A 24,511-nucleotide genomic window follows, 5' to 3' on the forward strand; every position below is an offset into this window, starting at 1 on the left:
AACGTATGAAGAGCTACGCCGTACCTTTCGAAAAATACGTCAACCTGGCCGACGCCCGTCTGGGCACAAAAGCCATTTCCGTCACTGACGACTGGTTTGCCGACGTCAACCGGCTGTTCCAGCCGACGCCGGCCGTATGGAAGGAGGGCGTTTTCGATGACAACGGCAAGTGGATGGACGGCTGGGAGTCGCGCCGCAAGCGCTTCGAGGGTTACGACCACACGGTCATCCGCCTCGGCGTGCCCGGCTCGATCAAGGGCGTCGACATCGACACCAGCTTCTTCACCGGTAACTTCCCGCCGTCCGCCTCGCTGGAAGCCTGTTTCCTCGCCGAGGGTGACCCGGATGACAACACCGTCTGGACCGAAATCCTTCCGGCCGTGGAACTGAAGGGCAACAGCCATCACTATCACGAGATCGCTGGCGACCAGCCGTTCAGCCACTTGCGCTTCAACATCTATCCCGATGGCGGCGTGGCCCGTCTGCGCGTACACGGCATCCCGTACCGTGACTGGTCACTGGTAGGTGACAACGAGCAGTTGGATCTGGCCTCGGCGCTCAATGGCGGGCGTGCGCTGGCCTGCTCCGACGAGCATTTCGGCCGCATGAGCAACATCCTCAACCCAGGCCGCGGCATCAATATGGGTGATGGTTGGGAAACCGCACGCCGCCGCACGCCGGGCAACGACTGGGTCATCGTCGCGCTGGGCACGCCGGGTGAAATCGAGCGCATCGTCGTCGACACCCTGCACTTCAAGGGTAACTACCCGGACAGCTGCAACATCCAGGCGGCCTATGTGAAAGGCGGCACCGACAGCCAGATCGAAACCCAGAGCCTGTTCTGGCGCGAGCTGCTGCCGAGCCAGAAGCTGGAGATGCATGCTGAGCATGAGTTCAGCGAGCAGATCAAAAAGCTCGGCCCGATCACTCATGTGCGTCTGAACATATTCCCGGACGGTGGCGTCAGCCGTCTGCGGTTGTTCGGCAAGGCGGTGAAGTAACCTGGCGGCGCCGTTTGGCGTAACGCCGAATCAATGGGTTGCACCTGCGCGGCCCAACCCACCCTACAACTACGACAACCTAGCCGTAGGGTGGGCTTTAGCCCACCAGCCTCGTAGGCTGGCTTAGCCCACGTTAGCCACGGTGACCAAGCCATGGTGGGCTGAAGCCCACCCTACGGCCTGACGGCAAACCTGAGCGGTGTCATCCGCACGAAGACAAGCATCGACAACCTAAACGAGCACAGCATGCGCACACTCAAGATAGAGCCGTTGACCAAGGAAGCCTTCGCCCCTTTCGGTGACGTGATCGAAACCGAAGGCAGCGACTATTTCATGATCAACAACGGCTCCACTCGCCGCTATCACAAGCTGGCGTCCGTGGAGACCGCGCAGCCGGACGACCAGGCCATCATCAGCATCTTCGCCGCCGAAGCGCTGGAAATGCCGCTGGTCATTCGCATGCTGGAACGTCATCCGCTGGGCAGCCAGGCTTTCATTCCGCTGTCCGGCAACCCCTTTCTGGTCGTGGTCGCGCCACTTGGCGATGTACCTGTACCGGGTAACGTCCGCGCCTTCCGCAGCAACGGCAGGCAGGGCGTCAACTACCACCGCGGCGTCTGGCACCACCCGGTGCTGACGATCGAAAAGCGGGATGAATTCCTGGTGGTCGATCGCAGCGGTTCTGGCAACAACTGCGACGAGCATTTTTTCATAGAGGAAGAGTTGGTTCTCCTCGACCCCCACCGGGACTCCGAATGAACGCCGCATTCGCTGCACGTTTACGACGAGTCGAATAAGAAGAAACAACGGTTGGTACGCCAGCCGTGCAAGAGGTAATTATCGTGGAAGCACATCTGACCGAATGGCTGAACCTGAGTATTCGCTGGATTCACATGATCGTCGGCATCGCCTGGATCGGTGCCTCGTTCTACTTCGTCTGGCTGGAAAACAACCTCAACCGTGCCAACCCCCGCGACGGCCTCTCGGGTGACCTTTGGGCAATTCACGGAGGCGGTATTTACCACCTGGAAAAGTACAAGCTGGCCCCGCCGCAGATGCCGGACAACCTGCACTGGTTCAAGTGGGAGGCCTATGCGACCTGGATGTCGGGCGTGGCCCTGCTGATGGTGGTCTACTACCTCAACCCCACGCTCTATCTGATCGCACCCGGCAGCGACATGACGCCAGCCATGGCGATCGCCATCGGTTTCGGCTCGCTGATCGTCGGCTGGTTCGTCTATGACCTGCTCTGCGACTCGCCACTGGGTAAAAAGCCGGCACTGCTCGGCCTGGTGCTGTTCGTACTGGTGATATTCGCCGCATGGGCGTATTCCCAGGTGTTCAGCGGCCGCGCCGCGTACATCCACACCGGGGCGCTGATCGGCACCATCATGGTCGGCAACGTGTTCCGCATCATCATGCCGGCACAGCGTGCACTGGTCGCCGCCATCGAGCAGAACCGCACGCCTGATCCGCTGCTGCCGGCCAAGGGCCTGCTGCGCTCGCGTCACAACAACTATTTCACGCTGCCAGTGCTGTTCATCATGATCAGCAACCACTTCCCGAGCACCTACGGCAGTCAGTACAACTGGCTGATCCTGGCCGGCATCTCGGTGCTGGCAGTCCTGGTACGTCACTATTTCAACACTCGCCACGACAGCAACCGCTTCGCCTGGGCCCTGCCGGCTGCCGCCGTAGGCATGATCTGCCTGGCGTTCGTCACCGCGCCCAACCGCCAGGGCGGCGTACCCAATGCGGTACCGACCAGCCCTCGCGAGCAGAGCATCGAGGCCCAACAGGCCGCTGCCGCGCCCGCCGAGCAAGGCGGCACAGCTTCAGCCGAGCCCGCCGGCCAAGCTGGTAACAGCGAGTTCGCCAAGGTGAGCAGCGTGATCCACGAGCGCTGCACAGCTTGCCATTCGGCCCAACCGAGCAGCCCGCTGTTCAGTGCTGCGCCGGCAGGCGTGATGTTCGACACCCCGCAACAGATCCAGCAACAGGCGGCGAAGATTCATGCACAGGCCGTCGCTAGCCAGATCATGCCGCTGGGCAATATGACCAAGATGACCCAGGAAGAGCGCGATCTGCTCGGTGCCTGGATCGATAAGGGCGCGTCGATCGACTGATCGCCGCCCACCGGCCGCGCCTTCGAGCGCGGCTTTTTTTTGCCCAATTCATTGCAACCCCTATCCACTCACTATGTAGCCGATGAACGGCCACGACAGCTTTAACAGGGTTCTGCCCAGACCAGAGCCATAGCCCGAGTACCCGACCCCGCACGTTCAGCGGGGCCACCGCGACCATCCAATAACAAAAGCGTCCGAGGTGTTTTGCATGAACGATGTGACCGAGCGGGAAGCCGCGCCAGCTACCGAGAAACGGCCGCCCTTGCTGCAGTTGCTGCTGGTGAGTTTCCAACATGTGTTGCTGATGTACGGCGGGGCAGTTGCCGTGCCACTGATCGTCGGCCAGGCGGCCGGGCTTTCGCGCGAAGAGATCGCTTTCCTGATCAACGCCGATCTGCTGGTGGCGGGTATCGCCACCGTCGTTCAATCCATGGGCATCGGCCCGGTTGGCATCCGCATGCCGGTGATGATGGGCGCCAGCTTCGCCGCGGTCAGCAGCATGGTGGTAATGGCCGGCATGCCCGGCGTGGGCATGAGCGGAATTTTCGGCGCGACCATTGCCGCCGGTTTCTTCGGTCTGATGATCGCGCCCTTCGTCTGCAAGATTGTCCGCCTGTTCCCGCCGCTGGTGACCGGTACGGTGATCACCGCAATCGGCCTTTCGCTGTTCCCCGTAGCGGTGAACTGGGCCGGCGGCGGCAGCGGCACAGGCCAGTTCGGCGCCCTGCCCTACCTCGGCGTGGCAGCGGCGGTGCTTGCCGTAATCCTGCTGATCAACCAGTTCATGCGCGGTTTCTGGGTCAATGTCTCGGTGCTGATCGGCATGGCGCTGGGCTATGTACTGGCCGGTAGCCTTGGGATGGTCGATCTGTCGGGTATAAACGCGGCGCCAGCATTTCAGGTGGTCACACCGAATCACTTCGGCGCGCCACAATTCCTACTCGCGCCGATCCTGTCGATGTGCCTGGTGGTGGTGATCATTTTCGTCGAGTCCGCCGGCATGTTCCTCGCGCTAGGAAAGGTCACCGGTCAGGAAATCGATCCCAAGCAGCTGCGTCGCGGCCTGTTGTGTGACGCCGGTGCGACCTTTTTCGCAGGCTTCCTGAACACCTTTACCCATTCTTCTTTCGCCCAGAACATCGGCCTTGTACAGATGACCGGCGTGCGCAGCCGGTATGTCACGGCTGTTGCCGGGTTGCTCCTGATCAGCCTGAGCCTGTTGCCCAAGGCCGCGTTCATGGTTGCCTCGATTCCCGCTGCAGTGCTTGGCGGCGCCGGTATCGCCATGTTCGGTATGGTCGCCGCTACCGGTATCAAGATCCTGCAGGAAGCAGACATCGGCGATCGTCGCAATCAATTATTGGTCGCCGTGAGCATCGGTCTGGGGATGGTGCCGGTCGTGCGACCGGAGTTCTTCGCCCATCTGCCGCACTGGATGGAGCCGATCACCCACAGCGGTATTGCCGTGGCGACGATTAGCGCAGTGACCCTGAATCTGCTGTTCAACGTGCTCGGCGGAGCGGAACGCAACGCGCTGACCGGCGCCGCGCAGCACTGACCGATACCATCTGGAAACCCCAGCCAAGCCCGCCATGTGCGGGCTTGCTTTTTTCGCCGCCCGACAGTCGACAAGCACGACACACCCGTTAAAATTCGGCGCCCGCCCGATGCCGAGAAGGACTGACAGATGATCGAAGCAACCTGGATAGCCTTCGCATTTATTCTTGGCCTCGCCTCACGCTCGATCGGCCTGCCGCCACTGATCGGCTATCTCGGTGCCGGCTTCGCCCTTGCCGGATTCGGCGACCTCGTCGGCGTCGGCCCGCAGGACAGCGAAGTCCTCGAGCACCTGGCGCATCTGGGTGTGCTGCTTCTACTGTTTACCGTCGGCCTCAAGCTCAAGCTGAGCAACCTGGTACGCCGCGAAGTCATCGGCGGTAGCCTGCTGCACTTCGGCATTTCCAGTCTGGTGGTGTTGCCGGCCATCCTGGTGTTTCTCGATACCGGCTGGCGCGAGAGCCTACTGTTGGCGATCGCGTTGTCGTTTTCCAGCACCGTACTGGCCGCCAAGGTGCTGGAAGGCAAACGCGAGTTGCGCGCCTTCCATGGTCGTGTCGCCATCGGCGTGCTGATCATTCAGGACCTGATCGCCCTCATCGTAATGAGCATTGCCAGCGGCAAGGTGCCCTCGGCCTGGGCTCTGCTGGTATTCGGCCTGCCATTGCTGCGCCCATTGCTATTTCGCCTGCTCGATCACAGCGGCCACGAAGAGCTGATGGTGCTGCTGGGATTGATGCTGGCATTGGTGGCCGGCGGCCTAGGCTTCGAGTACGTGGGACTCAGCTCGGAACTGGGCGCGCTGGCTTTCGGCGCCATGCTGGCCAAGCACAAGCGCGCCACCGAACTATCCAATTCGCTGTGGGCGATCAAGGAAGTCTTCCTGGTCGGTTTCTTCCTGCAGATCGGCATCGGTGGGCTGCCCGATATGGACGCCATGCTCTTTGCCGGTGCCGTGGCGCTGTTACTGCCACTCAAGGGCGCGCTGTTCTTCTTCCTCTTTCTGCTGTTCCGCCTGCGTGCGCGCAGCGCCTTTCTCAGTGCGTCGAGCTTGACCAACTACAGCGAATTCGGACTGATCGTTGCCAGCGTGGTGCTGCCGCAGTGGCTGACACCGCTGGCGATTACCGTGGCACTGTCCTTCGTCATCTCGGCGCAGCTCAACCGCATTTCCCATCCGCTTTATGATCGACTGGCCAAACGCCTGATTCCTCTCGAACGCGACACCCGACACCCCGACGAGCAACCTGTATCGCTGGGGGACGCGCAAATCCTGATCATGGGTATGGGCCGCACCGGTCGCGCCGCCTACGATCATTTGCAGGACAAGGGTTGGCGTCTGATCAGCCTCGACTCCGACCCCGTCACCGTCGAGAAAAGCAGCGAGAAGGGCCGCCACGTCCTGTTCGCCGACGCGGAAGATCAGATGTTCTGGGAGTGCCTGGAGATGAACAAAGTCGAGGCAGTGATCCTGGCGATGAACGATGCCGAGGCCAAGATCATCTCGACCCGTAAGCTGCGCGGTAAAGGCTTCGGCGGCCTGATCGTTTCCCATGCGATGTACGAAGACATCGCCCAGCAGATCGAAGACGCTGGCGCTGACCGCACCTACCTCACCATGACAGAAGCCGGTGCCGGACTCGCTGAAAACGTGGCCCGAGAGTTACTGGCCAAACGCTGACCAACCGCGGCTTCTTGCGCAATGCCACAACGGCGGCATCAGGCTGACTGTCCTTCGTCATAATTGTGCACAATATTTAAATTAATTGTTTAAAAGCATGTTCACAGGTTGTTATAGTCGGGCACATCCTGACCGCTCGAACAGGTTTTCGACGGTTAGTAAAAGAGGTCCGTGCAACCTCTAAAGCCCATGACCGAACAATAACTAATGGCAGGCTTGACCATGACCGCAACCGAATCCAGGAGCGGTGACGCTCCCAACCAGGACCTGATCTATCGACTCGAAGATCGTCCGGGTCCGCTTCCCGCCACCTTCGCCGCGATACAGCATGTGCTGGCCAGTTTCGTCGGCATCATTACTCCAACCCTGATAATCGGCAGCGTACTCGGCCTGGGTGATTACGTACCCTACCTGGTGAGCATGGCGTTATTCGTCTCCGGCCTTGGCACCTTTATCCAGGCCAAGCGGATCGGCCCGATCGGTGCCGGCATGCTTTGCCTGCAGGGCACCAGCTTCGGCTTTCTCAGCGCGATCCTGGCCGCCGGCTTCATCGTCAAGGGCCGCGGCGGCAGCCCGGAGGACATCCTTGCAACCCTGTTCGGGGTCGGTTTCTGTGCAGCTTTCGTCGAGATTGCCTTCAGTCGGTGCATTGACCGGCTGCGGAGAGTCATCACGCCGGTGGTCACTGGAACCATCATCTGTTTGATGGGCCTGTCGCTGATCAAGGTCTCGATGACTGATATCGCTGGCGGCTACGGGGTGGAAAATCCCGGCGCCCTACCCAACCTCGCACTGGCCGGCCTGGTGCTCGGCACAATCATCTTGCTCAACCGCTTTGGCATCCCGCTGCTGCGATTGTCGGCAGTCATCGTCGCGCTGATGGTCGGCTATTTCACCGCATGGGCCATGGGCATGGTGGACTTTTCCAGCCTCGCCACGCTGCCGGCGATCAGTGTGCCGCAGCCATTCAGGTTCGGCTTTGCCTTCGATTGGATGGCCTTCGTCCCGATCGCGGTGATTTTCCTGATCACTCCACTGGAAACCGCTGGCGACCTGACGGCCAACTCTATGATCTCGCGTCAGCCGGTCAAGGGCCCGCTGTACATGAAGCGGATCAAGGGCGGCATTCTCGGTGATGGCTGCAGCTCGCTGCTGGCCGCGACCTTCAACAGCCTGCCGATGACCACCTTCAGCCAGAACAACGGTGTGATCCAGCTGACCGGCGTCGCCAGCCGTCATGTGGGCCTGTATATCGCCGCGATCCTGATTCTACTGGCGCTGTTCCCGGTGGTCGGCGGCGTGCTGCAGCTGATGCCCAAGCCGGTCCTCGGCGGCGCCACGTTGATCATGTTCGGTACCGTCGCCATTGCAGGGATCAAAATCCTCGCTGAAGCGGGTCTGAACCGCCGCAACATGCTTATCGTCGCCATCTCGCTGGGGCTCGGACTGGGTGTGGCTGCAGTGCCGGATGTGTTGAGCAACCTGCCCGATGTGCTGAAGAACATCTTCGGCTCGCCGATCACCATCGGCGCCTTCAGCGCGATCCTGCTCAACCTGTTCCTGCCGCGCGAACCGGGCGAGCTGGACGATTACGATCCCGACAACCTGATCGAGGATTCGGTCGGCACCAACACGCTGGCGGTCAACATCCCGGACTATCTGAAGGTCCCGCCGAAGGCGACCAGCGATGACCCCTCAGCGCACCTGACACCGACGGGCTGATCGGCCCCTCTGCTCTTGGGCACAACCGTGCCCAGGCGCATCACCGCATTCATCACAACAACAAAACCAAAGGGTATCGACATGAAACTCAAGCTCGCTCCACTTTCGCTGGCGCTGGCCGGCAGTCTGCTCGCCGCGCCAGCCTTCGCCGACGGCATGCTGCAATGGCAGAACAATAGCCTGACCTATCTGTATGGTCAGAATTTCAAGGTCGACGATGGCGATATCCAGCAGACCGTTACCTTCGAGCACGCCAGCGGCTGGAGCTGGGGCGACATGTTCCTGTTCGTCGACAACAAGTGGTACAACGGCCTCTCCGGTAACGACGGACATACGTATTACGGTGAGTTCAGCCCACGCCTGTCGCTGGGCAAGCTCAGCGGCAACGACCTATCGTTCGGGCCGATCACGGACGTATTGCTTGCCGCGACGTACGAGCGCGGCGAAAGCACGAACGGGGTACCGAACCAGAACTACCTCCTCGGCCCGGCGGTCGACCTCGACGTACCCGGTTTCGACCGGTTCAACATCAACCTGTACTACCGCAAGCCCGACGGCACCACTGGCAAGCCGTCCGGCCAGTGGCAGATCACGCCTACCTGGGCCATGACCATTCCAGTCGGCAAGTCCGATATCCTTTTCGATGGTTTCATCGACTGGGTGGTGAACGACGCCGGCTCCGAAAGCCGCGGTGATTTCGTCTCGAAGAACCTGCACATCAACCCGCAGATCAAGTACGACCTGGGCAAGGCGCTCGACGGCGAACCGGGCAAGCTGTATGTGGGTATCGAGTACGATTACTGGTCCGATAAATACGGCATCGAGGATGGCGGGTTCGTCAGCGGCTTGGTGGGCGGGACCGACCAGAACACCGCAAGCCTGCTGGTGAAAGCGCACTTCTGATCGCGTAAGAGCGATACGTAGGATGCGGTGATGGGTTGTCACCCATCCTACAAACGCCCCAAGTCAAACCCGTAGATGGGTGCAACCCATCAACAACTCCAAGCCAAATCCGTTGCTCCGCCGCCCACTGCGCACTGACAGGCGTCACCCCATCTCCTACAGACGGCGCCGCAGGCCGGAGCCAGTCCATTCGGCACGACGCGAGGTTCGCCCTCGCGTCGTGTATCACTCAAAGTTTGAAGCTGCCCATCTGCCGGCTCAGGTCATCAGCCAGGCGGCTCAGCGCCTGACAATCCTCGCGACAACCTTGAACATCGCTGGCGGTGGCCTGTGCCAGATCGGCGATGCCTTGAACGTTGTGAGTGATTTCCTCGGTGACACTGCTCTGTTCTTCGGTCGCGGCAGCCACTTGGGCGTTCATGTCGCTGATCGCTTCGACCTGCTCGGTGATCGCGCCCAGCGACTGCCCGGTGCGCTGGCTGGCCTGGACGCCGGTGCCGGTCGCAGCCTGCCCCGCATGCATCGAACTGACTGCGTTTTCCGCGCCGCTCTTGAGGCCCTGGATCATCTGCTGGATCTCGTCGGTCGACGCCTGGGTACGGCTGGCCAGCGTCCTCACTTCATCGGCGACCACCGCGAAGCCCCTCCCCATCTCACCGGCACGTGCGGCCTCGATGGCTGCGTTGAGCGCAAGCAGGTTGGTCTGCTCGGAGATACTGCGGATCACGCCCAGCACCTTGTCGATGGACGCCACCTGCTGCGCAAGATCGGTGACCGACTCCGCCGCATGGCCGATCTCGCCTGACATCTTTTCGATGTGTGCAATGGAATCGCCCACTACCTTGCGAGCCCGCATCGCTTCGTCTTTCGCGCCCTGAGAGGCCTGCGCGGCACTGCTGGCGTTGCGCGCGATCTCCTGCACCGTCAATCCCATCTCATGAACAGCCGTTGCGACCATGTCGGTCATCTCGTTCTGACGGCCGGCACGATCTGCGGTGTTGTCGACCACTTCCGCCACTTGGCCCACTGCGGTGCGCAGTTGCTGGCTGGTATTCAGCACATCGCCAATCAGCCCTCGCAAGCTGCCAATGAAGCGGTTGAAGCCCCGCGCGAGATCGCCCAACTCGTCGCTCCGGCTCTCATCCAGACGACGAGTCAGATCACCGCCGCCACCGCCGATTTCCACCAGCGCAGTGGTCACCTGACGAATCGGTTTGACCAATCCGCGCGCCAGCAGCACCACAAGCCCCAGGAAGAACAGTGCAATACAGGCGCCAATCAGGCTGATGGTCCACAGAGTGCGCCGTGCCTCGCCGAAGATCTCGGCCTCAGGGACTTCGCTGACCAGAATCCAGTTCAGGCTTTCCAGCGGTTGCGCCAGCGCCAGGAAGGCTTCGCCATCGCGCTCGAACCTTACCGTCTCGCGCTCGCCCGCCAGCAGCCGGCGCGCGGCATCGTCACCGGTCAACGCACTCAGCTCGGTGCGGCCGTTATGCTCGGTACGCGGATGAACCTTGACATGGCCCTCGGCATCGATCAGATACACCTCGCCCCGCTCGCCGAACTTAAAGTTACTGATCAACTCGGACATGCTTTTCAAGCTGTAGCCCAGACCGGCAACGCCTAGCGTCTTGCCATCGGCACTGATGCGCTGGTTGATGAACAGCGTGGGCAGACGAGAAGCCTTGTCGATATCGATCTCGAAGCGACGCTCGATGCCGCCGTCGATCAGGCTGTAGAACCAGGCATCGCTCGGCGCACTGCGTTGCAGGGTACGTGAGAGTCCGTTTTCGGAATGATAGTTGCCACTTTCCAGCGCCACGACGGAGGTAGTCAGAGCATTCTGCTGCACCTTCACCCCGTCCAGGTAGCGCGCGATCGCAGCGGCTTGCCCTGCGCTTTCACCATCACGCAGCCACTCCTGCACCAGCGTATTGCCAGCGATCCCGGCAGTAGCGGTGATTGGTGCCATTAGGGTGCGCTCGATGTCGTTCCGAATCGAGGCAATGGTGGCCGGTAGAGCCTGGCCAAGCAGATAGCGCTCAGCCAACCCGTTGAGCGTCGATGAATAAATCAGGATGACGATCAGAAGGCTAGTGAGCAAAGCCGCTCCCATGCTGACGATCAATTGCCACTGGATACTGCGTTGCATGAAAGTCATAGTGACGATCTCTTGTTGGATTAATTCGTACACGGTTCTTGATGATTCTGTATACAAAATAGCAAATATTGGAATCCAACAGGCTATCGGCCATGCTAGTTATGTCTTTAGATACCGTCTGGCGGCTCAGCAGTAACCACCCTCGCTCATGCGGAGCATTTTGTCGGCATCCGAAGAGTGTCTTGGTCTGAGGTCAACGATGCATCGATCGAATTTGAAGCAAACCACTCTGTTGACGCTGCTTGCCCTGATCATCGGGCTGGGTTTTCTGATCGCCACGTTCGCGAGCTATTACGCTTCGCGCGAAACCATCCGCAACACCATCATCAGGACGGAACTCCCGCTGACCGCTGATGTGATTTCATCGGAGCTGCAGAAGGATCTGGTAAGGCTGGTACAAGTCGCCTCCGCCATGGCTGAAGATCCCTTGCTGCTCGATTGGGTCGATCAGGGCGAACGCAGCACACAGTTGATTACCCGGTATCTTCAAGCCATCAAGACGCGCTACGACACATCCAATGCCTTCTTCGCTTCCAGTCGATCGCAGATGTATTACACCGATGATGGCGCACAGCCCATGCAGCCCGATGAAGCAGCGCATCGCTGGTTCTATAACTTTGAAGTCGCGGGTACGCCATGGGAAATTGTCGTGGATGTACGGCGCCTGACCATGTTTCTCAACTACCGGATGAATGCGGCCGACGGGACATTTCTCGGCGTGGCGGGGGTCGGCCTGAGTCTGGATCGCATGCGTCGCCTGATGGATGACTATCAGCAGCGTTATCAGCGCACCATTTACTTCGTCGACAGCCAGCGGCGCATCGTCGTTGACGGCAGCGAGGCCAGCGCCGTAGCCATGCCGCGCGGTACTCATCTGGACGACATTCCAGCGCTGAACGACCTTACCCAGCAATTACCGGAGCTGCGTACTGGCTCGTTTCTTTACCAGAGCGAGGGCGAACAGCATTTCATCAATATCCGCTACATCCCCGAGTTGAACTGGTACTTGATGGTCGACAAGCGCGAGAGCGGTGTCATGGCGCCGGTGCGGCGCACCCTCTGGATCAACCTGCTGATCTGCTTCGGCGTCATGGCGATCGTCCTCGGCCTGGTGGGCTCGATCAGCCGCCGCTACCTACAGCGCATCGAAGCCATGGCTACTCATGATGCATTGACCGAGCTGCTCAATCGCCACGGTTTCAGCCTTGTCGCCGAGCAGGCCGTGCTCGAAGCAAAACGCCAGCGTAGCGACCTTTGCGTGCTGATTCTGGACCTCGATCACTTCAAGTCGTTTAACGATACCTATGGCCACCTCGGCGGCGATTTTCTGTTGCGTAGCTTCGCCAGGCTACTGGCCCGACAGATACGCCAGTCCGACCTGATATCGCGCTGGGGTGGCGAGGAGTTCGTCATTATGTTCAAGGACACCGATCTCGCTACCGCATTGGCGCTAGCGGAAAAAATCCGTGCTGCCACCGAAGCCGCAACGTTCGACTTCGACGGCGTGCCATTGCGCGCGACCGTCAGCATAGGCACGGCTCAACTGCCATCAGACGGTAACCTGGAGTCTCTGCTGGATGACGCAGACCGGGCGTTGTATCGGGCAAAAAATGGCGGACGCAACCGAGTCTGCAGCGCAGCGGGCGCACCAGCCAATTGATCATTCCTTAATGCAGAACGGAACGCCGGGCGCCTGGGGTTAGCTCCCCGCAGCGTCCTTGGCCTTCTGTCGCTGCAGAAACTCGATCTTCCACTGCTCCATGCCAACGTACTCAGAGAACAGGTTCGCCTCGACCTGATGCTTGGCTTTGAGCGCGGCGACGGCAGGCTGTTGGTTCTCGAGGTAGCGGTCGAAACGCTCGATCAGCTCGGGATGATTGAGGCTGGACAGGTTGAAGGTGCTACGGGTGTGCGGCAGGTCGGCATCGAACACCAGCGCTCCCGGTTTGGCGCGTACGTTGTTCAGGTAATGCGCCGCCACCACCACGTTGTAGTAGGCCCCATCGCTATCCTTGAGCAATGCCTGGCGCACCATGCGCGGCAGATTCTCACTGCTGACCAGCAAGATCTGGTTGGCGGCGATCCGGTCCTCGTAGCCCCAAGGGGTCCAGCCATCGACTACCGCCAGCCGCCTGAGCTCATCGATTCCGCGCCCTACGCGCCGCGGCGCCACCATTACGCCGTCGATATAATTTACCACCGCCTGGCTGTAATACAGCCGATACCCGGCCTTGGTTGGCTCGGACCAGTTGGGATTATCGGGATACTTGGCATCGACGCGCCCATCCAACAGCGCAGGCAACAGCTCATTCGCGGGCAGCACCTTGTAGACCAGACGCATACCACTATGCGCAGCGAAACTATCCAGTAGTTCGCGGGCGAAGCCTTGATAGTTGCCCTGCGCATCGCCGCTGTAATGCGGCATGAAAGCCGCCTGTTCGACGCCAATTACGTAGGTTTGCTCGGCAGTCACAGGCATTGAGAGCGCCAGCAAGGCGGCCGCAAGAAATATCTTCATGGGAACTCCTTGTATAGGTGAACGACCCGTTCGGCAGGCCTGGGATGGCCGGCAGGAAACGCGAAAAGCGATCCTGTTGGCCCGTTCACGCTGCATTGGTGGCAATACAGTAGCAGGGTCTTTTCTTAGTTGTGTACAAAACTTTACGTAGTTGTTCACAAATAAACAGATCGGAGCGCCCACCTTGAGGCGGTCCGGAGGCCGGTGCTAGCATGCCGCGGCGGGCCACCAGGCTGGTGGTCGTGAATTGAACAGGCCCTATGTCCAGTATCCGCGAGCGCAACAAAGAACTGATCCTGCGCGCTGCCAGCGAAGAGTTCGCCGAAAAAGGCTTCGCCGCCAGCAAGACCAGTGACATCGCCGACCGCGCCGGGCTGCCCAAGCCCAACGTTTATTACTACTTCAAGAGCAAGGAAAACCTCTACCGCGAGGTGCTCGACAGCATCGTCGAGCCGCTGTTGCAAGCGTCCGCGCCCTTCAACCAGCCCGGCGAACCAGCCGATGTGCTACGCGCCTATATCCGCACCAAGATCCGCATATCAAGAGAGCACGCCTGCGCATCCAAGGTTTTCGCCAGCGAGATCATGCATGGCGCTCCCCATCTGCCGGCCGAGCGGGCTGAACAGCTCAACGCCCAGGCCAGCCACAACGTTGCCTGCATTCAGCGCTGGATCGATCAAGGATTGATGGCGAAGGTCGACCCCAACCACCTGATGTTCAGCATCTGGGCCGCGACCCAGACCTACGCCGATTTCGATTGGCAAATCTCTACCGTTACGGGTAAAGCCAAACTTGACGATGCTGACTATGAAGCCGCCGCCGAAACGATTATTCGGATGGTCATCAAGGGCTGCGAGGTAAAGGAAGCGTCGGCCGCGATCTGAGATCGTCCGCGCCGAGGCATATTACGCGCGTTGCGAGCGTATGATTGACGGAAGGTTCTGCAGTCCAGTAGACGTTCTGATAACGTTTTGCCTTATCGGCGCGGCTCTACCTTTGACGTTTCAGCCATGACTACCAATACTTGCGCTGAGCACCGGCCTGGAAAAAGGAAAGTCTTTTGACCGAACTGCGCAACAGCCTGTCGCGACAACTGTTACGTATCGTCTTGTTGTCCGCGCTAGCCGTAGGACTGGTGCTGAGCTGCGCACAAATCGTTTTCGACGCCTACAAGACTCGCCAGCTGATCGACGCTGAAGCGCAGCGAATCCTGCGAATGACCCGCGACCCTTCCACCCAGGCGATCTACAGCCTGGACCGAGAGATGGGTGCACAGGTCATGGAAGGCCTGTTTCAACACGAATCGATTCGCAAGGCATCGATCGGTCATCCAAGCGATGAAGCCCTGGCCTACAAATCCCGACCGCTCATGCCGCTGCCTTCGCGCTGGCTGACGGACCCGATATTGGGCCGAGATCAGGCGTTTTCGATCCCGCTGATTGGTCGTCCTCCGTACAACGAATACTACGGCGATCTGCGTATCACGCTTGACACCGCTCCTTACGGAGCGGATTTCGTCAAGGACTCGGTGGTGATCTTCGTCATTGGCATTCTTCGTGCTCTGGCGCTGGGCCTGTTGCTTTATCTGATCTACGAATGGCTACTGACGAGGCCACTGACCAAACTCATCGAGCACCTTTCACACATCAATCCAGGCCGCCCCGGCGAGCACACATTGCCGATGCCAAAGGGCCACGAGAAAAACGAGCTAGGCCTCTGGGTCCATACCGCCAACGGCCTGCTCGCCTCTATCGAACACAACATGCAGTTGCGCCATGCCGCAGAAAGCAACTTGCAACGCATGACCCAGTACGATTTTCTCACCGGGCTGCCCAACCGCCAGCAGCTGCAGCAGCAGCTCGACAATATCCTCGGCGAGGCCGGACGGCTGCAACGCCGTGTCGCGGTACTCTGCCTCGGGCTGGACGACTTCAAGGGCGTCAACGAACAGTTCAGCTACCAGAACGGCGACCGCATGCTGATTGCGCTAGCCGATCGCCTACGCAGCCTGAGCGGACGTGTCGGAGCCTTAGCGCGTCTCGGTGGCGATCAATTCGTACTGGTGCTGTCCGGCTTCGAGGAACCTTACGAAGCTGCGGAGCTGGCGCAGAACGTCTTGGACGATCTGGAGCGGCCAATCGTCCTCGACCAACAAAGCATCCGTTTGCGCGCGACCATCGGCATCACGCTCTATCCAGAAGACGGCGATAGCACGGAAAAACTGCTGCAAAAAGCCGAACAGACCATGACGCTGGCGAAAAACCGCTCGCGCAACCGTTATCAGTTCTACGTGGCGAGCATCGACAGCGAAATGAGAGAGCGCCGTGAACTGCAGAAGGATCTGGCAGAAGCCGTTCAGCGCAGCGAGTTCCATCTCGTCTATCAACCGCAGATCGACTATCGGCTCAAATGCATCACCGGTGTAGAAGCATTGCTGCGCTGGACCCACCCGAGCGGCAAGATAGTTCCGCCGGATATATTCATCCCCCTCGCCGAGCAGAACGGCAGCATCATCGCGATTGGTGAGTGGGTATTGGATCAGGCCTGTCGACAGTTGAGCGAATGGCATCAGCAAGGCTTCGACGAGCTGCGCATGGCGGTCAATCTCTCCACGGTTCAGCTGCACCACGCCGAACTGCCCTTGATGATCAGCAACCTGCTCAGCATCCACCGGCTTCCGCCCGAGACGCTGGAACTCGAAGTGACCGAAACGGGGCTGATGGAAGATATCGCCGCTGCCACCCACAACCTGCACAGCCTGCGCCGCTCCGGGGCGCTGATCGCCATCGACGATTTCGGCACCGGCTATTCCTCGCTCAGCTACCTGAAAAGCCTGCCCCTGGACAAGATTAAAATCGATAAGAGCTTCGTCCGCGACATGGCGTTGGGCGACGGCGATACCACCATCGTTAGCGCCATCATCCAGCTGGGCAAGAGCCTCGGCATGCAGGTAATCGCCGAGGGTGTGGAAACCGCCGAGCAGGAACGCTATCTCATCGACGAAGGCTGCAACGAAGGCCAGGGCTACTACTACAGCAAACCCCTGCCCGCGCCTGAACTGGCCACGCTGCTACGCCAATCCCTGCGTTTCGAGCACAGATTCAACTCGGAGCCACTGTAACTACGAGCCCCCGCTGCGCAGCACTCGAAGCGCCGCGCGCCCTCCCGCTGCCCAGCCATGAGCGCCACGCATGAAGCGTTTTGTATTGATCGACACCGCCGAAATTCCTGACGACGGGGGTGCTCTCTGCCTGTTCGAGTATGGCGATGACTTCGTCATCAAGATCCAAGGAGGCAACGGCAATCAACTGATGAACACCCGGACACACGGCTCCGAGGATGCGCTGGCCGAAATACCCTGCCGTAAAATCGCGCAGCGCGCGCAGCCAAGAGTGCTGATCGGTGGGCTGGGAATGGGTTTCACCCTCGCCTCGGCGCTGAAGCATTTGGGTAGCGACGCCGAGGTCCAGGTCGCAGAGCTGGTGCCAGGCGTGATCGAATGGAATCGCGGCCCGCTAGGGGAAAAGGCCGGATTGCCGATCAATGATCCGCGTACCCGCGTGCTCAACGAGGATATCGCCGATGTCCTTCGGAACGCGCCTCAGGCCTTCGACGCGATCATGCTCGATGTGGACAACGGCCCAGAGGGCCTGACTCAACGGAGCAACAGCTGGCTCTACTCCATGGCCGGCCTCGCCGCCTGTGCTCAAGCCCTGCGCCCCAAAGGACTGCTAGCCGTATGGTCAGCCAGCGCCGATCAGAGGTTTTCGGCCAAGCTGGGCAAAGCGGGGTTCAGAGCAGAAGAAGTCCAGGTGTTCGCACATGGCAACCGCGGCACCCGTCACACCATCTGGATTGCCGAGAAGCGCGGCGGCTGATTCGTTTGCCAACCGTAAGTCCAGGTATCTGGCGAAGTAATCGGGTCACTCTCCGCACCATTGTGGTTGGCCTGGTGCGGGTCTTCTCAGCTCCATCTCGACGCTGTCGTCTGCTCGGTGCAGCGCTCCGGCTACCGAGCGGGTTCCACTACCTCAACTGTGACGCCAGCACGACGGCACCGAAGATGCACAGCATGGCGCCGCCAACGGCGTGCCAACGATAGCGACGCGCGAGCTCTTCTTCACCATGACTCGACAGGACAAACGGCAGACTTTCAGCCGGGCGTGCCAGTCGATGTTGCGCAGGGCGAGTACTGGCGAGACGGTGACGCTCTTCCGCCTCAAGCCCGGCAGCGAGCCGTACCCGGCCCCACTCAGCCTGGTCAAGCTGGCCATCACGATTATTGTCGAAACGCTGCAGTAGCCCGGCGTAGTTCTCCTTCCATTCCCGCACCACCTGGCCCTGAGCGGTCTGGAGGTCGAGGCCTTGCCGGCCGCCCCCGGCGGTGCGGAAATCGCCGATAGCATAAAGCGGCTCGTCGGCGTGCAGGCGCTCCTCGGTATAGCGATATCGGCGATTGCCATTGAGCCAGGCAAACAGTCCACTTCGTGGCTGGCCTCTGGGATGACGCAGATCGCCGGTCCAGCTTTCACGCCGAGCCGGCAGTACTTCGGCACCTCGCGGATCGACCAGGCAGTCTCCAGTCGCATCGCATAGGCGCAACGGTCTTTCGCTGCAGCCCTTTTCGACAATCCACCAACTGCTACGCTTGCCGCTGGAGCGGTATTCCTCGATGCGATAGCGCCACCAGAGACAAGGTTTGGCCGTCAGCGGCGCGAGTATCGCTGGCGCGTCGGGAAGATCGCGCAGCACCCCGGCAAGCTCGACGTAGCCTTGCGCCGCCGAGCGAATCCTCGATGTCGGCGTGTCCAATAAATGGCGCACCTTCGACCAGCGGCTGACCCACAGCCAGCCACCCGCCAGGCACATCACGACGCCCGCGCCGAAAAGCAGCACCGATCCGATACTCCTGCTCAGCCGAACAGCGGCTTGAGATCAACGTCGGCCTTCTCCGCCTCGCTGAATTGCAACAATGCGGCCCCGTGAAAGCCAAAGGCACGCGCCAGCAACACATCGGGAAACTGCTCGATGCGTACATTGTTCAGATTGACTGACTCGTTATACAGCTCGCGGCGATCGGCAATGCCGCTTTCCAGGCCGCTGATGCGTTGTTGCAGATGGCGGAAGCTCTCGTTGGCGCGCAGCTCCGGATAGTTCTCGGCGAGGGCGAACAGGCGACCCAGACCGGCGCGCAACCCGGTTTCGGCCTGCCCTACAGCGTTTACATCGCCCTGCTCGCGCGCAATGGATACGGCGTTGCGAGCATTGATAACCTGCTCCAGGGTGTTGCGCTCGTGTTGCATGTACTGCTTGCAGGTCTCGACCAGCTTTGGCAACTCTTCGTGCCGCTGGCGCAGCAGCACGTCGATATTCGACCATGCCTTGCTCACTCCATGCTTGAGGCGCACCAGACCGTTGTAGAGAACCACCGCGTAGGCAGCGACGAGAAACAGCACAACCAGTGCAACTACAGCGTTCAGGCTCATCAGGCGTGTCCATGAAGTCCGGATATCGGGATGGCATTCTAACGGCACCGCTGAAAGCGAAGCGCGACATGCCGCACGCAATTTCTTTGCACAAAATGCAAATCTTTCGCATTATTACCCGCATCGGATTGTCGCACCCCATCTGCCGGCGTCCCCAATACCACTCTGCAAGCAAAGGAACCCGCCATGCTACGCACTCCCGTCTGGGCCACCGCCAGCCTTCTGGCTGTTGCCATTTCACTCGCTGGTTGCGGCGAAGACAAAGCGCCAGCCGAACAGGCAGCCGCTCCGCAAGCAACCACCCAGAGCGAGCCGGCCGCGAGCGCGCCAGAGGCCGTGAACAGCGAGGCCGCGCAGGCCGTGGTCAAGCATTACGCCGATATCGCAAATGCCGTATTCAGCGATGCGCACAGCACCGCGTTGAAACTCCAGGAAGCCGTCGACGCCCTGCTCGCCAATCCGAGCGACGAAACCCTGCAAGCCGCGAAAGACGCCTGGCGGGCCGCGCGCGTTCCTTATATGCAGAGCGAAGTGTTCCGCTTCGGTAATCCGGTAGTCGACGATTGGGAGGGCCAGCTCAACGCCTGGCCGCTGGACGAAGGCATGATCGACTACGTCAAGGGCGACTATCAGCATGCCCTCGGCAACCCTGGCGCCACGGCCAACATCATCGCCAACAAGGAATTGCAGATTGGCGAAGATAAGATCGATGTCAGCGAAATCACTGGCGAGAAGCTTGCCAGCCTGAACGAACTGGCCGGATCCGAAGCCAACGTCGCCACCGGTTACCATGCGATCGAATTCCTCCTCTGGGGTCAGGACCTTAACGGCACCAACCCCGGCGCTGGCGAACGTCCCGTCAGCGACTTCGTCGAGGGTGAAGATTGCACCGGCGGCAACTGCGATCGCCGCCGCGCCTACCTGAAAGCCGCCACCGAATTGTTGATCAGCGACCTCGAAGAGATGGTTGGCGAGTGGAAGGTCGGCGTCGCCGATAACTACCGCGCCAGCCTAGAAAGCGAATCCGCCGAAAATGGCCTGCGCAAGATGTTCTTCGGCATGGGCAGCCTGTCGCTGGGCGAACTGGCCGGCGAGCGTATGAAAGTCGCGCTGGAAGCCAACTCGCCGGAAGACGAGCACGACTGCTTCAGCGACAACACGCATAACTCACACTTCTACAATGCCAAGGGTATCCGGAACGTTTACCTCGGCGAGTACAAGCGCGTCGACGGCAGCACTCTCAGCGGCCCGAGCTTGGCCTCGCTGGTCGAAGAAGCCGCCCCTGAGGTCAACACTGCAGTGAAGACCGACTTGGAAACTACCGAAGCCAAGCTGCAAGTGCTGGTTACCAGTGCCAACGAAGGCGAAGCGTTCGATCAGCTGATCGCGCCCAACAACAGCGAAGGACAGGAAAACGTGCGCGCCGCAATCGGTTCGTTGGTGCAGCAGACCGGCTCGATCGAGAAAGCCGCTGCCGCACTGGGTATCAGCGACCTGAACCCGGATACGGCCGATCACCAATTCTGATCCGCCGTCCTTATATAGGGAGCGGCGCGATGCCGCTCCCTATGAGCCCTTTCGACGAACGCGTCCTGTGCTCGCTCGACCAGCCCAGCCCTGTCAGCAAATGCAAATTGCTCTTATTCAGGCTCCATTAGCCTGCTAAGATTGCCGCCCTGTCACAGGCTCAGGTATCCCGATGCACCCGTTTTTCCGCGCTGCTACTGCCCTGCTGCTGGCCTGTGGCCTTGCCGCCTGCGGCGAGCAGGCGCCACGCTTCGAGCGGGCCGAGCCGGGCGAAGCGCTTTCCGCCGGCAGCGCAACCGTTATGCAGTTCGATCAGAATGCTTTCTCGATGCCTGCTGCCAACCTGGCCCCGATCCGGCGACTGGATTTCAGCGTCGGCAACAGTTTTTTCCGAAATCCCTGGGTCATCGCCCCCGCCTCTACCACAGCTCGCGACGGCCTCGGCCCGCTGATCAACACCAACGCCTGTCAGAGCTGCCATATCAAGGATGGTCGCGGTCGCCCGGCAGACACCGAGCGCGCCAATGCCGTATCCATGCTAGTGCGGCTTTCGATACCTGCTGGCACTGAGCATGCCGAGGTCGTCCGGCAGCGCGGCATCGCGCCGGAGCCCACCTACGGAGGCCAATTGCAGGATATGGCGATTCCCGGCGTGGTGCCCGAAGGCAAGGTCCGGCTCAGCTACGACACCCGGACCGAGCGATTCAGCGACGGCTTCGAGGTGGAGCTGCGCGAGCCGAAGCTGACGATCACCGAGCTCGGCTATGGCCCGATGCATCCGCAGACGCAATTTTCCGTCCGCGTGGCGCCGGCGATGATCGGCCTCGGGCTGCTGGAAGCGATTCCCGAATCTGCACTGCTGGCCAATGCCGATCCGGACGACAGCAACGACGACGGTATTTCGGGTCGCCCCAACCGGGTCTTCGACCAGACCACGCGCGAGACGGCGATGGGTCGCTTCGGCTGGAAAGCCGGACAGCCAAACCTTAACCAGCAAAATGCCGATGCGTTCTTCAATGACATGGGCCTCACTACCCGCTTGCTCACGGGCAGTAGCTGCACCGACCGGCAGCAGGATTGCCGGAAGATGCCCGATGGCGGTGAGCTTGAAGTCAGCGACAACATCCTCGCCCAGGTGCTGTTCTATACCCGCAACCTGGGCGTACCGGCGCGTCGCGATGTTGACGCACCCCAGGTACTCGCAGGCAAGACACTGTTCCACCGCGCCGGCTGCCAGAGCTGCCATGTTCCAACATTCACCACTGGCGATGCCGCCGAGCCGGAATTGGCCAATCAGCTCATCCGGCCTTATACCGATCTGCTGCTGCATGACATGGGCGACGGACTTGCCGACGGCCGCCCGGAATTCGAGGCCAGCGGCAGTGAGTGGCGCACGCCACCGCTATGGGGCATTGGCATGACCGAAACGGTCAGCGATCACACCCAGTTTCTCCATGACGGACGTGCACGCAACCTGCTCGAAGCCATACTCTGGCATGGCGGCGAAGCGGAAAAAGCCAAGCAGACCGTGCTCGGCTTCGACAGCGATGAACGCAGCGCCTTGCTGACCTTTCTCGAATCACTCTAGTGCCGGACCAACCATCGGAGTCCTGCCTTGCCGAGGAGCAACATGTACCCCAACCGTTATTTTTCAGCACTCACGGCCACCGCTTTGGGTCTGCTGCTGAGCGCTTGCGCGCCATCCGATCCCTTTGCCGAGACGAGCAAGGCCCTGGCCGATGAGGTCCTGCTTCCGGCATATACCCAGTGGGCCGAAACCAACCGACGCATGGCCGCGAGCAGTATCGCCTTCTGCGCTGGCAACGAAGAGCTGGAGGATGCGCGCAAAGCCTTCCTGCAAGCGCAGTTCGCCTGGGCGGGCCTGCAGCCGCTGCTGATCGGCCCGATGGGCGAAGGTAACCGAGCCTGGCAAGTGCAGTTCTGGCCCGACAAAAAGAATCTGGTCGGTCGTCAGGTCACCGCCCTGTTGAAGAACAAACCCGAGCTGACTCAGGCCGATCTGGAAGATGGCAGTGTCGTGTTGCAGGGCTTATCGGCGTATGAATATGTGCTCTATGACAAGGCAGTCGACCTGGACGCCAGCGATACCAAGGCACGCTACTGCCGGTTGCTGGAAGCAATTGGCGAACACCAGCAGAAGCTTGCCGCCAATATGCTGCAAGAGTGGGAGGCCGAAGACGGCATGGTTGCGCAACTCAGCGAGTTTCCCAACGAGCGCTACGCCGAATCGCAGGAGGCGATCGCCGACCTGTTGCGCGTACAGGTCACCGCGCTGGATGGTTTGAAAAAGAAACTCGGCGCCCCGCTGGGCCGTCAGAGCAAAGGTTTCCCGCAGCCCTTCCAGGCCGAAGCCTGGCGCAGTGACGCAACGCTCGGCAGCATTGATGCCGCCCTCGCTGGCGCCCAACGTCTATGGCAGGGCAGCGACGACAACGGTCTCAAGCAGTTGGTCCCCGCCGATCAGGCCGACCTGATCAAACGCATCGACGTTGCCTACGCGACAACCCGCAAGCACTTGGCAGACATCATGCTGCCGTTCAGCGAACTGATCGCCGATGAAGCCGGTCGCGAGCGCCTGGATGCGCTGTATCAGGAAATCGACGTGCTGCACCGCCTGCATCAGACCGAACTGGCCCGGGCACTCGGTGTACAGATCGGCTTCAACGCCCACGACGGAGACTGATCATGAAACGCCGTGCTTTTATCGGCCTGGGCAGTGCCCTGGCTGCAGCCTCCGCAGTCGGCGGCTGGACGCTCACACGACACACCGAGCAACCGCTGCTGCTCTCCGCGCGCGACGATGCCGATGGCCGTCACTACGCGGTCGGCTACCGGCTCGATGGCAGCCGTGTGTTCGCGACGCCGGTCAGCGAGCGCTGCCATGATGTCTATGCCCATCCACATTTGCCCCTGGCGGTGTTCGTCGGACGTCGACCGAGCCGCGAGAGCTATCTGATCGACAGCCGTGACGGCACCTTGCTGCAAGTGCTCGCCTCACCACCGGATCGTCACTTCTACGGCCATGGCGTATTCCACGCCAGCGGCGACTGGTTCTATACCACCGAAAACGACACGGCCGATGCCGGTCGTGGCGTGCTCGGTATCTACCGTGTAGAGGAACGCCGGCTGGTTCGCAGCGGCGAGCATTCGACCCACGGCATAGGGCCGCATCAGCTGCTGTGGATGCCCGATGGCGAGACGCTGGTGATTGCCAACGGCGGTATCCGCACCGAAGCCGACAGCCGCGAGATGATGAACCTCGACGCCATGGAGCCAAGCCTGGTGCTGCTGCATCGCGACGGCACGCTGATCAGCAAGGAACAGCTGCCCGAGCAGATGAACAGTGTGCGTCACCTCGCGGTTGCTGCGGACGGCACTGTGGTTTCCGGGCAGCAGTACGAAGGCGATCCCATGGATCAGGTGCCGCTACTGGCGATCAAGCGCCCGGGCGAAGCCTTCCAGACGTTCCCATTGGGTGAAGTGCAACGCCGGACAATGAACCAGTACACCGCCAGTCTGGCGATCAACGACCGCCTGCGCCTGCTGGCCGTGACGGCGCCTCGGGGCAACAAGGTATTCATCTGGGATTTGGACAGCGCAGCCCTGCGCGAGGAAATCCATCTGCCGGATTGCGCCGGTGTAGCAGCAGTCGAGCAAGGCTTCGTGGTGAGCTCCGGCCAGGGGCGCTGCAGGCTGGTTGACTGCAGCGGTGAGCGCTTCGTCAGCACCGCTCTGCTACTGCCGGCAGGGCTCTGGGACAACCATTTGCGCCTGGTCTGAAAGACCTCAAGTATCGAGGCGGCGTGCC

The 24,511-nt window shown here is 60.7% G+C and carries 19 protein-coding genes; 15 read left to right on the plus strand and 4 right to left on the minus strand.

The genetic code is table 11. From position 1 onward, the window contains the following. Positions 1-5 precede the first annotated feature (5 nt). The 7 genes from alc to AC2LD7_RS05925 all read left to right on the plus strand — a co-directional run bounded on the left by alc (position 6) and on the right by AC2LD7_RS05925 (position 8,990). Complete coding sequence (gene alc, locus AC2LD7_RS05895; protein WP_484596893.1) at positions 6-1,001, plus strand: allantoicase; 996 nt, start codon at positions 6-8, stop codon at positions 999-1,001. A 246-nt stretch (positions 1,002-1,247) separates the two neighbouring features. Further along, a complete protein-coding gene (locus AC2LD7_RS05900; RefSeq protein WP_484596894.1) occupies positions 1,248-1,760 on the plus strand; it encodes an ureidoglycolate lyase in 513 nt (170 codons plus the stop codon). A gap of 83 nt (positions 1,761-1,843) precedes the next feature. Further along, positions 1,844-3,127, plus strand: coding sequence for a urate hydroxylase PuuD (locus AC2LD7_RS05905; RefSeq protein WP_484596895.1), 1,284 nt, complete (start codon positions 1,844-1,846; stop codon positions 3,125-3,127). Positions 3,128-3,335: 208 nt separating this feature from the next. After that, complete coding sequence (locus AC2LD7_RS05910) at positions 3,336-4,685, plus strand: nucleobase:cation symporter-2 family protein (RefSeq protein ID WP_484596896.1); 1,350 nt, start codon at positions 3,336-3,338, stop codon at positions 4,683-4,685. A gap of 129 nt (positions 4,686-4,814) precedes the next feature. Next, entirely contained in the window at positions 4,815-6,365 is a 1,551-nt protein-coding gene (locus tag AC2LD7_RS05915; RefSeq protein ID WP_484596897.1) for a cation:proton antiporter domain-containing protein, read from the plus strand. Between the two features lie 222 nt (positions 6,366-6,587). After that, positions 6,588-8,087: a nucleobase:cation symporter-2 family protein gene (locus AC2LD7_RS05920; RefSeq protein ID WP_484596898.1), complete on the plus strand. Its 1,500-nt coding sequence runs from the start codon at positions 6,588-6,590 to the stop codon at positions 8,085-8,087. Positions 8,088-8,168: 81 nt separating this feature from the next. Next, the gene (locus tag AC2LD7_RS05925) at positions 8,169-8,990 is read left to right on the plus strand and encodes an outer membrane protein OmpK (RefSeq protein ID WP_484596899.1); all 822 of its coding nucleotides are present in this window, start codon (positions 8,169-8,171) and stop codon (positions 8,988-8,990) included. A 229-nt stretch (positions 8,991-9,219) separates the two neighbouring features. On the opposite strand, the gene AC2LD7_RS05930 is transcribed toward AC2LD7_RS05925, so the two are convergent. Then, on the minus strand, positions 9,220-11,151 hold the full coding sequence (locus AC2LD7_RS05930) for a methyl-accepting chemotaxis protein (protein WP_484596900.1): 1,932 nt from the start codon (positions 11,149-11,151) through the stop codon (positions 9,220-9,222). Between the two features lie 199 nt (positions 11,152-11,350). On the opposite strand from AC2LD7_RS05930, the gene AC2LD7_RS05935 reads away from it, so the two are divergent. Continuing rightward, positions 11,351-12,811, plus strand: a complete 1,461-nt coding sequence (locus AC2LD7_RS05935; protein WP_484596901.1) for a sensor domain-containing diguanylate cyclase — start codon at positions 11,351-11,353, stop codon at positions 12,809-12,811. Positions 12,812-12,850: 39 nt separating this feature from the next. Here the strand turns inward: AC2LD7_RS05935 and AC2LD7_RS05940 are convergent, their stop codons facing one another. Continuing rightward, a complete protein-coding gene (locus AC2LD7_RS05940; RefSeq protein ID WP_484596902.1) occupies positions 12,851-13,669 on the minus strand; it encodes a substrate-binding periplasmic protein in 819 nt (272 codons plus the stop codon). 260 nt (positions 13,670-13,929) lie between these two features. On the opposite strand from AC2LD7_RS05940, the gene AC2LD7_RS05945 reads away from it, so the two are divergent. The 3 genes from AC2LD7_RS05945 (at position 13,930) to AC2LD7_RS05955 (ending at position 17,547) form a co-directional block, all read left to right on the plus strand. Beyond that, positions 13,930-14,553, plus strand: coding sequence for a TetR family transcriptional regulator C-terminal domain-containing protein (locus AC2LD7_RS05945; protein WP_484596903.1), 624 nt, complete (start codon positions 13,930-13,932; stop codon positions 14,551-14,553). 176 nt (positions 14,554-14,729) lie between these two features. After that, on the plus strand, positions 14,730-16,790 hold the full coding sequence (locus AC2LD7_RS05950) for a putative bifunctional diguanylate cyclase/phosphodiesterase (RefSeq protein ID WP_484596904.1): 2,061 nt from the start codon (positions 14,730-14,732) through the stop codon (positions 16,788-16,790). A gap of 70 nt (positions 16,791-16,860) precedes the next feature. Continuing rightward, positions 16,861-17,547 carry a spermidine synthase gene (locus AC2LD7_RS05955; RefSeq protein WP_484596905.1) on the plus strand — a complete coding sequence of 229 codons (687 nt, stop codon included), beginning with the start codon at positions 16,861-16,863 and terminating at the stop codon, positions 17,545-17,547. Between the two features lie 148 nt (positions 17,548-17,695). Here AC2LD7_RS05955 and AC2LD7_RS05960 read toward each other — a convergent pair whose 3' ends face one another. After that, entirely contained in the window at positions 17,696-18,538 is an 843-nt protein-coding gene (locus AC2LD7_RS05960; RefSeq protein ID WP_484596945.1) for a GIDE domain-containing protein, read from the minus strand. Positions 18,539-18,582: 44 nt separating this feature from the next. Continuing rightward, entirely contained in the window at positions 18,583-19,155 is a 573-nt protein-coding gene (locus AC2LD7_RS05965) for a LemA family protein (protein ID WP_484596906.1), read from the minus strand. A gap of 186 nt (positions 19,156-19,341) precedes the next feature. Here AC2LD7_RS05965 and AC2LD7_RS05970 point away from each other — a divergent pair, with 186 nt between their 5' ends. The 4 genes from AC2LD7_RS05970 (at position 19,342) to AC2LD7_RS05985 (ending at position 24,483) form a co-directional block, all read left to right on the plus strand. Continuing rightward, positions 19,342-20,682, plus strand: a complete 1,341-nt coding sequence (locus AC2LD7_RS05970; protein ID WP_484596907.1) for an imelysin family protein — start codon at positions 19,342-19,344, stop codon at positions 20,680-20,682. Between the two features lie 172 nt (positions 20,683-20,854). Beyond that, positions 20,855-22,270, plus strand: a complete 1,416-nt coding sequence (locus tag AC2LD7_RS05975; RefSeq protein WP_484596908.1) for a di-heme oxidoreductase family protein — start codon at positions 20,855-20,857, stop codon at positions 22,268-22,270. A 42-nt stretch (positions 22,271-22,312) separates the two neighbouring features. Beyond that, complete coding sequence (locus AC2LD7_RS05980; protein WP_484596909.1) at positions 22,313-23,386, plus strand: imelysin family protein; 1,074 nt, start codon at positions 22,313-22,315, stop codon at positions 23,384-23,386. A 2-nt stretch (positions 23,387-23,388) separates the two neighbouring features. Next, complete coding sequence (locus tag AC2LD7_RS05985) at positions 23,389-24,483, plus strand: DUF1513 domain-containing protein (RefSeq protein ID WP_484596910.1); 1,095 nt, start codon at positions 23,389-23,391, stop codon at positions 24,481-24,483. Positions 24,484-24,511: the final 28 nt, after the last annotated feature.

This window comes from Stutzerimonas sp., from assembly GCF_982611455.1.